The 12494-nt window shown below is 62.8% G+C and carries 8 protein-coding genes; 5 read left to right on the top strand and 3 right to left on the bottom strand.

The window, feature by feature from the left end; all coding sequences use genetic code 11:
* Positions 1–117 precede the first annotated feature (117 nt).
* From N008_RS06295 to N008_RS06285, 3 genes are all read right to left on the bottom strand, one after another.
* Positions 118–891, bottom strand: coding sequence for a metallophosphoesterase family protein (locus tag N008_RS06295; RefSeq protein ID WP_044014604.1), 774 nt, complete (start codon positions 889–891; stop codon positions 118–120).
* A gap of 85 nt (positions 892–976) precedes the next feature.
* Complete coding sequence (locus N008_RS06290; RefSeq protein WP_044014602.1) at positions 977–1444, bottom strand: DUF6428 family protein; 468 nt, start codon at positions 1442–1444, stop codon at positions 977–979.
* A 49-nt stretch (positions 1445–1493) separates the two neighbouring features.
* Positions 1494–1844: an ArsR/SmtB family transcription factor gene (locus tag N008_RS06285; RefSeq protein ID WP_044014600.1), complete on the bottom strand. Its 351-nt coding sequence runs from the start codon at positions 1842–1844 to the stop codon at positions 1494–1496.
* A 455-nt stretch (positions 1845–2299) separates the two neighbouring features.
* On the opposite strand from N008_RS06285, the gene N008_RS06280 reads away from it, so the two are divergent.
* The 5 genes from N008_RS06280 (at position 2300) to N008_RS06260 (ending at position 12490) form a co-directional block, all read left to right on the top strand.
* On the top strand, positions 2300–5059 hold the full coding sequence (locus tag N008_RS06280) for a substrate-binding domain-containing protein (RefSeq protein WP_044014598.1): 2760 nt from the start codon (positions 2300–2302) through the stop codon (positions 5057–5059).
* 191 nt (positions 5060–5250) lie between these two features.
* The gene (locus tag N008_RS06275; RefSeq protein ID WP_044014596.1) at positions 5251–6573 is read left to right on the top strand and encodes a sugar porter family MFS transporter; all 1323 of its coding nucleotides are present in this window, start codon (positions 5251–5253) and stop codon (positions 6571–6573) included.
* Positions 6574–6677: 104 nt separating this feature from the next.
* Positions 6678–7565, top strand: coding sequence for a carbohydrate kinase family protein (locus N008_RS06270; protein ID WP_044014594.1), 888 nt, complete (start codon positions 6678–6680; stop codon positions 7563–7565).
* A 24-nt stretch (positions 7566–7589) separates the two neighbouring features.
* Positions 7590–9131: a glycoside hydrolase family 32 protein gene (locus N008_RS06265; RefSeq protein WP_044014591.1), complete on the top strand. Its 1542-nt coding sequence runs from the start codon at positions 7590–7592 to the stop codon at positions 9129–9131.
* Between the two features lie 293 nt (positions 9132–9424).
* Positions 9425–12490 (top strand): SusC/RagA family TonB-linked outer membrane protein, encoded by a 3066-nt coding sequence (locus N008_RS06260; RefSeq protein WP_081910644.1) that lies wholly within the window; start codon positions 9425–9427, stop codon positions 12488–12490.
* Positions 12491–12494: the final 4 nt, after the last annotated feature.

Here is a 12494-nt window from a genome sequence, read left to right as displayed (position 1 = left end):
AGGAAATAGCACGTCATTCCGAGCCTGCGAGGAATCTCGCGTGCTGAATAGCATTGCAACATCAGCACGCGAGATTCCTCGCAGGCTCGGAATGACGTGCTGGGAAATCAGCTCGCGCTAATAGGCCTTGCGCAGCATGTCGGCGTACTCGTTGGGCAGGGGCGAGGCTTCCACGGCTTGGGCGGCTTTTTCCACGTCGTATTCCACCCGAATCAGCTCGGAACGCACGCTGTTGGGGTCGGTGAGCGTGGTGTGCTCGTCGAGGTGCAGCAGCTGGTAGGCAGCGCGCGGGTCGCCGTCCTTGGGCTTGCCGACGGAGCCGATGTTCAGAGCGTGGCGGTAGCGGGTTTCGCCTTCCACCTCGTAGGCGAAGGTGCGGTGGTAGGGCTTGTGGGTGTGGCCGAAGAGCAGAATATCGGCGTTGGCCTCGGCCAATACGCGCAGGAAGCTGGCTTCGGGCCGGTCCTCAAACAGGTACTCGTTGATTTTGCGGGGCGAGCCGTGCACCATCAGCAGGCTGAGCGTGCAGGGCTCTTCCTGAAACTCCAGCCGCATGTGCTTGGGCAGCAGGCGCAGGTAGCAGCGCTCGTCGTCGCCCACCACGTGGTTGGTGTAGGCAATGCTTTGCGCGCCCAGGTCCTTCTCGGTGTCGGTTTTGTAGGCGCAGCCGCAGTTGCTGCTGGCCAGCCCGATGCCCTGGTCGTAGTTGCCGGCCAGCGTGGGGATGCCGCGGCGGCGCACCTCGTTCACCACTTCGTTGGGCCAGGGCGCGTAGCCTACCAGGTCGCCGAGGCAGAAAATCATGTCGGGCCGGCGCTGCTCCATATCGGCCAGCACTGCCTCTAGGGCCGGCAGGTTGCCGTGCACGTCAGAGAAAAAGGCAATTGTCATCGGAAAGAGAAAACGCAGACGAAAAACGGTACAGAAAGGCAGCAAAACGGCACCACCCAAACGTGGGCAGCGCCGTGCGCAAAATCTAGCAGCACCCGCCGCCCGGCGTGCAGGCGGCGCCGGCCATTTGCAGCTGCGGCAACGCAAACGGCTCGGCCGCCGGAATGCCGCAGGCGTCCTGGGCCAGGCAGGCGGTTTGCTTGGTGGTCAGCTGGAAGTCGGTACCGTCGAAGTGCAGGCCGAACTTGCCGATGGTGGCTTGCTGATATTCCACTTCGATGTCGAGATCATCAGGCCCCAGAATCTTCTCCGACAGCTGCAGGATGTGCAGGAATTTCTGCGGCGCGAGGCGGTGGTCGTAGTCGCCGGCCTCCCAGAGCTGGAAGTTGGCCACGGTTTCGCGCCGCTCCACCCCGCCGCAGTCGATGAAGTGCTTGCTGACCAGCCCGACTTCCGTGACGTGAAAGTGCGCGGGTAGTTGGGTGCCATCGGGCAGGCGGAAGCTGACGGCCTCCAGGCCCGCCAGCGCGTGCTTCATTTCAGATATTTTCATGATTTCCAGGGGTAAGAAGGTGGAAAAGTCTGTTGGGAATCGGGCGGTGCTAGCAAGCGCAAGCATCGGCGGGGCCGCAGGCAGGGTTGCTGGTTGCCTCAAGGAAGAAGGCGGTGAACTGCTGCTGCACCTCGCGCAGCAGCTCCGTGTTGAGGCAGTAGCACACCGTCAGTCCGTCAATCTCGCCGCGGATAAGGTCCAGCGCCTTCAGCTCCTGCAGGTGCTGCGACACGGTGGTGCGGCTCAAGGGCAGCTCGGCGGCAATGTCGCCGGAGATGCACGTGGTTTTGGAGGCCAGCAGCTGCACAATGGCCACCCGGGCCGGGTGCGCCAGCGCCTTGGCCACTCGGGCCAACTGCTGCTGCTCCTCGGTGAAAGCGGCGGTTTTGGCGTGCGTCATATAGAAGGCTGTTCAGCAGGAAAGAGAAGAGAAAACGAGCCCCGGTCCCATGTTGCAGCAGACAGCGCAGCACAGCGCCGGAGGTTTTGTGACGTAAACATACGACATATTATGACGTATGTTTACGTCATAGCTGTAATTTCTGCCGCGCTGCATCCCGACACCAGCCCGGCCGCCACGGCGCTTCAACTCAGGAGTGCCCGGGAAGGGCGGTAAAAGCAGCCTCTCGGGCACCGCGCCAGCCAACAGGCTCTTCTTGCCGAGACAGGTCCGGCCCAGTCAGGCAGCCGTATTCGCGAAAAACGCTTTACATTAACGAATTAGCCAGGGAGTTTCTGCCTGCGCCGCATTGGCGGCGGGCAGTAGTTGAACCTCATTACCAGATTCATTTCTACTGTATGGTTGAATTCGAAATGGTTATTGGGCCAATTCAGGTTGCCGGAGTTCTGAGGCTGATGGTAGCAAGAGCCCGGCGCCGCTGGCTGCTGCTGGCGCTGCTGGCAGTTAGCTGCCAGCCGGTCGCGAAGGAGCCGGTGTACCGCATTGGCTTTTCGCAGTGCACCACCAACGATGCCTGGCGCAAGGCTATGCTGGCCGGGATGCAGAAGGAACTGAGCTTCCACCCGAACGTGCAGTTTCAGATGCTGGACGCGCACAACAACAGCGACCTGCAGCGCCGGCAGGTGCGGGAGCTGATCCGGCAGCGCGTAGATCTGCTGCTGATTTCGCCCAACCAGTCGGGCCCCCTGACGGAGCTGGCCGAGGCCGCCTACAACCAGGGCATTCCGGTCGTGATTCTGGACCGCCGCACCACCTCGCGCCTGTACACGGCCTATGTGGGCGGCAACAACCTAGAGGTGGGCCGCACGGCCGGCCACTACGCCGCCCAGCTGCTGCAGGGCCGCGGGCAGGTGCTCGAAATCACCGGCACGCCCGGCTCGTCGCCCGCCACCGACCGCGACAAAGGCTTCCGGCAGGCGCTGGCGGCGCACCCGGGCGTGCAGCTGGCGGCGCAGGTGGAAGGCAACTGGCTGCCCGGCTCGGTGCTGGAGCAACTGCCCGCCGTGCTGCGCGCCCACCCCGAAACCAACCTCATCTTCGCCCACAACGACCCCATGGCGCGGGCTGCCTATCAGGTGGCGCGCCGCCTCGGCATCGAGCGGCGCCTCCGCATCATTGGGGTGGATGGGCTGGCCGGCCCCGGCAACGGCCTGCAGCTGGTGGAAGAGGGCATCATTCAGGCCACGCTGCTCTACCAGACTGGGGGCGAGGAAGCCATCCGTACGGCCCTGCGCATCCTGCGGCACGAGCCCTTCCTGAAAGACAACGTGCTGGGCACCATGGTCATCGACTCGTCGAACGTGACCACCATGCGCACCCAGACCGAGCAGCTGGTAGATCAGCAGCAGGATCTGGAAGGGCAGCAGCGCCACCTGCGCGAGCAGCAGCGCCGCTACGCCAACCAGGAGCTGACCGTGTATCTGCTGCTAGCTAGTTTGCTGGGCGCCGTGGTGCTGGGGGCGCTGGCTTGGCGCTCGTCGCGCCTCAACCGCCGCATCCGGCGCATGGTGGAAGGCCAGAACGCCGAAATCAGCGCCCAGCGCAACCAGATTGCCGAGCTGGCCGAGGAGGCCCGCCGCTCCTCGGAAGCCAAGCTGCGCTTCTTCACCAACTTCTCACACGAGCTGCGCACGCCGCTCACCCTCATTCTGGGGCCCGTGGAAGACATGCTGGCCAGCCCCACCGACCTCTCGCCGGCCCAGCGCCACGACCTGGCTTTGGTGCGCCGCAACACCCAGCGCCTGATGCAGCTGGTGAATCAGCTGCTGGCGTTCCGCAAAATCGACGTGGGCAAGATGGCCGTGCGGGCCGTGGAAGGCAACCTAGTGGAGTTTGTGCGCGAAATCATGGACGTATTCGAGAAAACCGCCCAGAAGCGCAACATCACCTTCCGGTTTCTGCCCGCCCAGCCTGTCATCTTCCTGTGGTTTGATGGCGACATCCTCGATAAAGTCTTCTTCAACCTGCTCTCCAACGCCTTCAAGTACACCCCCGATGGCGGCCGGATTGTGGTGAGCATGCAGCAGGACGTGGCCGCCGACACCGTGCGCATCAGCGTAGAAGACAACGGCCAGGGCATTGCCGAGGCCGACCAGCCCCACATTCTGGAGTGGTTTTACCAGGGCCGGCAGCAGTCGGCCAACAGCTCGGGGCTGGGGCTGGCGCTGGCTGAGGGGCTCACGCGCCTGCACCAGGGCACGCTCTCGTTCCGGAGCCAGCCCGGCCACGGCACCACCTTCGACGTGACGCTGCCGCTCACCAAGCCGGCTACTTTCCTGGATGCCCCGGCCGGCCACATGCTCACGCCCCTCACCCTCGACGCCGAGGAGGAAGTGCCGCTGGCCGCCGTTGCCTCGACCGCCGACTCCGCCGCTCCCACCGTGCCCGAGCCCACGGCGCTCATCATCGAAGACCACGACGAGCTGCGCGGCTTTCTGGTGCAGAAGCTACAGCCCCACTTCCGGGTCAGCACCGCCGCCGACGGGGCCACCGGCCTGCGCCTGGCCGCCGAAACCATCCCCGACGTGATAGTGTGCGACGTGAACCTGCCCGAGCTCAGCGGCCTGGAGGTGGCCACCGCCCTGAAAGGCGACTGGCGCACCAGCCACATTCCGCTGGTGCTGCTTACGGCCCGCAGCGCGCCCGAGCAGCAGGTGGAAGGCGTGCAGGCCGGTGCCGACCTCTACCTCATCAAGCCGTTCAACCCCACGTTTTTGCTGGAAAGCCTGCGCACGCTGCTGCGCAACCGCGACCAGCAGCGCGAGCATTTCCGGCGGCAGCTCTCGGGCGCCACGCCCACCGTGGCCCCGCAGCGCGTCGACCAGAAGTTTCTGGCCGACCTCACGGCCATCATCGAAGGCCGCCTCGACCAGCCCGACCTGAGCGTAGACGGCATTGCTCACAGCCTCGGAGTGTCGCGCACGCAGCTCTACCGCAAGGTGAAGGCGCTGCTGGGCATCGGGGTGAACGAGTACATCCAGGGGCTGCGCCTCACTAAGGCCCGGCAGCTGCTGCTGCAGGAAGGCAGCACGGTGGCCGAAGTGGCCTACCAGACCGGCTTCTCGTCGCCCTCGTATTTCTCCACCGCCTTCAGGGGCAAGTACGAGGTGTCGCCCACCGAATTCAAGGCCATGCACACGCCCATGCGCACCTGACCCAATTTTGCAAGTGGCGCATCAAAAGTGAAGGTCAGGCTGGTTACGTTGAAATGATTGTTTGATGTATAGTGCTGATAAGCAATTATTTGACCTTGGGTGCGGATCTGCACCAATTCTTAAAGCATTTGGCATGATTGGGCACGTGGCGGGCTGAGAATAGCCGGAGGTTTACGAAAACTTCTTCGGCTATGCTTCCACGCAACGTACTCTTCTGGTCCATCGTCACGGCGCTCGGCGGCTTCCTGTTCGGCTTCGATACGGCTGTGATTTCGGGCGCCGAGAAAGCCATTCAGCAGCTCTGGCACCTGAGCGCCTTCGAGCACGGCTTCACCATTTCCATTGCCCTGATCGGGACAGTTATCGGGGCCATCTTCGGCGGTATTCCTTCTGATAAGCTGGGCCGCCGCCAGACGCTGCGCGGCATTGCGGCGCTGTATCTGGTGTCGGCGGTGGGAACGGCGCTGGCGCCGGGCTGGGGGCTGTTTATGGTGTGCCGCTTTCTGGGCGGGCTGGGCGTGGGTGCTTCGTCGGTCACGGCGCCGCTCTATATCTCCGAGATTTCGCCGGCGGCCTCGCGGGGTAAGCTGGTGGGGCTGTTCCAGTTCAACATCGTTACGGGCATTCTGGTCGCCTACCTCTCCAACTATTTGCTGGCGGGCCTCGGCGAGCATTCGTGGCGCCTGATGCTGGGCGTGCAGGCCGTTCCCGCCCTGATTTTCCTGCTGCTGCTGTTCCGGGTGCCCGAAAGCCCCCGCTGGCTGCTACTGCATGGCCGCCTGAAAGAAGGCCGGCAGGTGCTGGCCCGCATCAGCCCCGCCACCGTCGATGCCGACGCTGCCGCCATCCTTACCAGCCAGGCCGACACGGCCCACCACAGCGAGTCGTTGTGGGCCGGGCAATACCGCACGCCGGTGCTGCTGGCCGTGGCGTTTGCCTTCTTCAACCAGGTGTCGGGCATCAACGCCATCATCTACTACGCCCCGCGCATCTTCGAAATGACGGGGCTGGGCCAGGGCGCGGCCTTGCTGTCGTCGGCCGGTATCGGGCTCGTGAACTTCATTTTTACGCTGCTGGGCGTGAACCTGATTGACCGGTTTGGGCGGCGCACGCTCATGCTGGTAGGCTCGGTGGGGCTGATTGCCACGCTGGGGCTGGTGGCGCGGGCCTTCTACACCGAGCAGTTTGGGGGCGTGCTGGTGCCGGTGCTGCTGTTCGTGTACATCGCCTTTTTCGCCTTCTCGCAGGGCGCTGTCATCTGGGTGTTCATCTCCGAAATCTTCCCCAACGCCGTGCGGGCCAAAGGCCAGGCGCTGGGCTCTTCCACGCACTGGGTGATGGCCACGGCCATTGCCTTCACCTTCCCCTACTTCGCCGAAAAGCTGGGCGGCGGCAACACCTTCGCCTTCTTCTGCGCCATGATGGTGCTGCAGCTGGTGTTTGTGTGGCGCTTCATGCCCGAAACCAAAGGCACCAGCCTCGAAAGCGCCGAACGGGTGCTGGTGATGCACTAATTGGGTGGGGAAGTGGTGGGTTGGTGGCTTTCGGGTCTGCCAGCCCGCCACCAACCCACCACCCCGCCCATTCACCAATCCGTCAACCTCTCAACCTACCACACATGGCTATTACCTGCTTTGGAGAGATGCTGTGGGACATTCTGCCTACGGGAAAACAGCCGGGCGGGGCCCCGCTGAACGTGGCGGTGCACCTGCACAACTTCGGCCTGGAGGCCCAGCTCATCAGCCGGTTGGGCCACGACGAGCTGGGGGCGGAGCTGCGCGAGTTTGTGGAAGGCAAGGGCCTGAGCACCCGCTACGTGCAGCAGGGTGAAACCCACCTGACGGGCGTGGTGAAGGCCAACGTGAGCAACAACCAGGAAGTGACCTACAAGATTGTGCAGCCCGTGGCCTGGGACTACATCCAGTACGCGCCCGACCTGAGCGCGCTGGTGGAGGCCTCGGAGGTGTTCGTGTACGGCAGCCTGGCCGCTCGCAGCTCCGGCACCCGCGAAACGCTGTACCGGCTGCTGCAGCAGGCCCGCCTGAAGGTGTTCGACGTGAACCTGCGCGCCCCGCACTACTCCCGCGATGTGGTGACCTACCTGCTGCGCCAGGCCGATCTGGTGAAGCTCAACCACCACGAGCTGGCCGAAATTATGGGCTGGTTTGGGGCCAGCGCCGCCGAAGAAACCGCCCTGGAATGGCTGGCAGCCCGCTTTCAGCTGGAAGCCGTGTGCGTGACCAAAGGCGCCGACGGCGCCGTGCTCTGGACCGGCGGCCAGCTCTACCGCAGCCCCGGCATTGCGGTGCAGGTGCAGGATACCATCGGGAGCGGCGACGCCTTTCTGGCGGCTCTCATCCGGGGCTGGCGCGGCCGGCAGGCCCCGGCCGAATACCTGGCCTTTGCCTGCGCGGCCGGCTCGCTGGTGGCCAGCTGCCGCGGCGCCACGCCCGCCATTTCCGAAAGCCAGGTGCGCAGCCTGCTGAATGCCGCGCCGGCCGTCTGATTTGCCTTGTCTCTTTTCCTTTCTATGAAATCCATTCTCTCCTGCGCTCTGGTTCTGCTCGGCACGCTTCCGTGTGCGGCCCAAACCCCTGCGCCCGACCCTTACCGGCCGGTGTACCACTTCACGGCCCCAAAAAACTGGATCAATGATGCCAATGGCCTGATCTACAGCAACGGGCAGTACCAGCTATTCTACCAGTACAACCCCTACAGCGCCGACCCCGGCCACCTCAGCTGGGGTCACGCCACCAGCCCCGACCTGCTGCGCTGGACGCCCCAGCCCGTGGCCCTCACCGAGTATAAGAACCCCGACGGCAGCAACACCATGATTTTCTCGGGCAGCGCCGTAGCCGACAAGGACAACACCTCCGGCCTGTTCCCGAAAGGCCAGACCGACGGCTTGGTGGCCTTCTACACCGGCCACGTGGAGCGGCCGGGCGTGGTGCTACGCCAGCACCAGAACATAGCCTACAGCCTCGACCACGGCCAGACCTGGCAGCGCTACGCCCAGAACCCCGTGCTCGATATCGACAGCAAGGAGTTCCGCGACCCCAAGGTGTTCTGGTATGCGCCGCAGCAGAAATGGGTGATGGCCACCGTGAAGGCCGACCGCCAGGAGGTGTACCTCTACGAGTCGAAAAACCTGAAGAACTGGACCTTCCTGAGCCGCTGGGGCCGGGCCGGCAATACGGTGCGCGAGTGGGAGTGCCCCGACCTGTTTGAGCTGCCCGTGCCCGGTGGCGGCACCAAGTGGGTGCTGCTGATTTCGGCCGGCAACCCCACCGAGCAGTTCCGGGGCCAGCAGTATTTCCTGGGCAGCTTCGATGGCCGGAAATTCACGCCCGACCAGCCCTACGAGGAGCCTAGCTACCTCGATTTCGGCAAGGATTTCTTTGCCGGCGTGACCTTCAACGACGCGCCCGGCAACCGCCGCATTCTGGTGGGCTGGACCAACGACTGGGCCTACGCCCGCGACGTGCCTACCGGCACCGAGTGGCGCGGCAACTTTGCGGTGCCCCGTGAGCTGAGCTTGCGCCGTACCGCCCAGGGCCTGGCGCTGGTGCAGCAGCCGGTGCCGGAGCTGCGCAAAATCGGCAAGGAAGCCCTGGCCCTGAAAAACCAGGCCCTCAAGCCCGGCGCGGCCGCCTACGAGCTGCCGTTCAAGGGCGAGTCCTACGACCTGGAGCTGACGCTGAAGCCCGGTGCGGCCAAGGTGCTGACCCTAAATGTACTGCAAAGTGAAACCGAGCGCACTACGCTTCGCTACGACGTAGCGCGCCAGGAACTGACGCTGGACCGCACCCAATCGGGCAATGTTGCCTTTCACCCCTTGTTCGCCAGCAGCCTTGAATCGGCGCGCGTGCCCCTGCGCGACGGGCAGCTGCAACTGCGGCTGCTGGTGGACAGGTCGGTGGTGGAGGTATTTGCCCAGGATGGCGAAGTCACGCTCACCGACCTGGTGTTTCCGCGCCAGCACGCCGGCCGCATCACGCTCAGCACCGACGGTGGCCCGGCTCAGATAACCGCCCTGCGCCTCACCGACCTCCGCCAGCCCCTTGTGCCTTAGCGGGCGCCAGCCACTCTCTGCCACTTCTTTTTTCACTTCACTCACCTTTCTCCTTTCCATGATGCTGCACTTTACTCCCCCACACTAAGCCAGCGGCCTACCACAGCGTGGCCGCTGCCACCCGCCCTGCCGCCGTGGTAAGCACGCGGCGGGCCTGCTCTTCCGGGCTGCTGCCTGGTCTGCTGCTTCTGCTTCCGGAGCCCTGTACCACAGGCTCCGGGCCGGAGGCCTCCGATGGAAACCGGACTCAACTCCGGCAAGCTTACCCATTCCCACTTTTCATCTTTTCACTTATGAGCCATAACTGGTACAAACAGTACAACTCGGAAGCGCAGCCGGCCGCCTTGGCGGGGCTACGGCATCCTGCGGGCTTTCGGCTGCTGCTGCTCAGTATTCTGCTGGTGCTGCTGCCGCTGCTGAGCCAGGCCCAGAACCGCGCCATTTCGGGCCGGGTGCTGGATGCGCAGTCCAACCCGCTGCCGGGCGTGACGGTGGTGGTAACCGGTACCACCATCGGCACCAGCACCGGCGCCGATGGCCGGTTTGAGCTGCAGGCGCCCCCAACGGCTACTACGCTCAATATTTCCTACGTGGGCTACTCTGCCCAGCAGATCAGCATCACCGATAAAACGGCAGTGTTGGTAACTCTCCGTGAGGATGCTCAGGCCCTTGGTGACGTAGTGGTAGTGGGCTATGGTACGGCTCGCAAGCAGGACCTAACGGGTGCCGTGTCGGTGGTAGGCGAAAAGGAATTCAACAAAGGGACCTATACCTCGCCAGAGCAGTTGATCCAGGGCCGCACTTCGGGTGTGCAGATCACTAATGCCAGCGGCCAACCGGGTGGGGCGGCTACCGTCAAGATTCGGGGTAGCTCGGCCGTGACGGGTACTGGCCAGCCGCTGTACGTAGTGGATGGCGTGCCGCTCGACGGCCGCTCGGCTCGCCCTGGGCTGGTTGCTGCCAACGACTTCGGGGCCGGTACTGATAGCAACCCGTTGAACTTTCTCAACCCTAACGATATCGAATCGTTGACAGTGCTCAAAGATGCCTCGGCCACGGCCATTTATGGCTCGCGGGCTGCTTATGGTGTAGTTCTGATCAATACCAAGCGTGGCAAGACCGGTGCCCCCAAGCTGGATGTGTCACTCTCCACCGGTGTTTCGTCAATTATGCGCCGCATGGATTTCCTAGATGCCGGCCAGTACCGGCAGGCTCTCGATTACTACGGCATTTCCAGAGCTACCGGCGACAAAGGAGCGGATGTAGATGCCTTGGATGCCATACTGCGGGAGCGGAAGCTGGGGCAAGTGCAGAACTACAGCGTAGCTATGAGCGGCGGCGGCGAAACGGGCCGCTACCGCCTGTCGCTGGGCTACCTCGACCAGGACGGCATCATTCGCAAAACCGGCTTCAAGAAGTACAGCGCCAACCTCTCCACCAACTTACAGTTTCTGGAAAGCAAAAAGCTGGGCGTCGACGTGAATATCTCGACCAGCCAGTTTCGCGAGCAGTTGGCACCCATTACCAACGATGCCGGTTACCGCGGTAGCCTTATCGGGCAGGCCCTGCAGTGGAACCCCACCGAGGCGCTACGCAACCCCGATGGCTCGTTGTTCATCAAGGCGGGCGACGTGGTGAACCCCTTGGCCGCGCAGGAGCTATACGACGACAACTCGCGTGTATCCACAATTCTGGCCAGCGCCTCGCCTTACTACAAATTCACCGATTGGCTGGAGTACCGCTTGCTCTACAGCATTAACTACAGCACCGGCGAGCGGCGCACCTCCATCGGCAGAGACTTCATCAACTTCGAGGATATAGCCAACAAAGGCCTAGCTACTATTGGCAACAATGAGCTGATTACACGTCAAGTAGTGAATACTCTGTCCTATAATCGGAGCCTGCTGGCGAGCCTGAATCTGAATGGCGTGGTGGGCTACGAGTACACGACGTTCGCTAATTCTGGCTCCAGCGTCACGGGCTACGGCCAGCAGGGCATCCCGGGCGGCTTCGGCGCTTACGGGCTGGACTACACCAACTATCTTCAGTTCACCAACCCGCTCACGCGCCGTGTGTCCTCATTCATTGACCCGTCCACGGCGCTGCAGTCGGTGTTTGGCCGGGCCATCCTCAACTACAAGGAGCGCTACCTCGTGACGGCCACGCTGCGAGCCGACGGCAGCAGCAAGTTTGGCAAAAACCAGCGCTACGGCTACTTTCCTTCGTTCTCGGTAGCCTGGGATGTGAGCCAGGAAGAGTTTTTCAAATCGGACAAGCTCAACCAGTTCAAGCTCCGGGCCGGCTACGGCCGCACCGGCAACCAGGAGTTTCCGGCCGGAGTAGCCCAGGACCGGTTTGAGTTCAGCAACAACGGCAGCGGTGGCATCAGCAAGGTGAATGACGGCAACGACGAGCTGAAGTGGCAGTCGGATACGCAGTTCAACGGCGGCGTAGACCTGGGCTTCCTCGACAACCGGTTCACGGCTACGGCCGACTATTTCTACAAAACCACTACCGACCTACTGTTTCCGCAAACGCCCTTCGACCCGGCTCCTCCCGGTACGGCAGTGCAATGGGTGAACCTGCCCGGCAAGATCATCAACAAAGGCGTGGAAGTAGCCTTGGGCTCCAGCATTATCAATACCGAGCGAGTAGAGGTGGGCCTCAATGTCAATGCCACATTCATCCGCAACAATGTCACGGATCTGCCGCGCGTCATTCCTACCGGCGCCATCAACGGCCAGGGACTGTCCGGCGTGCAGGCCCAGGTAATTCAGAGCGGCTACCCCATCAATACGTTCTACCTGCAGGAGTTTCAGGGAATCAACGAGCAAGGCCAGTCGGTGTATGCCAACAACGGGGCGCTGGCATATGCGGGCAGCCCTAACCCCAAAACGTTGCTTGGCCTGAACCTGAACACGCGGTTTCAGAAGCTGTCCTTCGTGGCCAACATGACGGGCGTATTCGGCCAGATGATCTACAACAACACGCTCAACGCTGTTGGCAATGTTGGCCAGATCGGGGCCAGCAAAAACATTGCGCTGGTGACGTTTGAAAACCCGGTGAAGGAGTCGACCGGCAACCCCTCTGCCGCCTCTACGCGCTACCTGGAAAAGGGCGATTTCCTGAAGCTGTCCAACGCTACGCTCTCGTACGCCATTGGTAACCTGGGAAATACATTTAAAGGCGGCAGCGTGTACCTGACAGGTCAGAACCTGTTTGTCATTACGGATTATACCGGGGCCGATCCGGAGATCAACACCAACAAATCCGTAAACGGCGTGCCATCGGCTGGCATCGACTACATCGGCTACCCGAGTGCCCGCACCTTCACGCTGGGTATCAATTTTTCTCTCTAACCAC

This window comes from Hymenobacter sp. APR13 (assembly GCF_000737515.1).
GTDB lineage: Bacteria > Bacteroidota > Bacteroidia > Cytophagales > Hymenobacteraceae > Hymenobacter.
The sequence above is the reverse complement of the archived record's forward strand: the minus strand, read 5'-3'. Positions and strand labels throughout refer to the sequence as shown.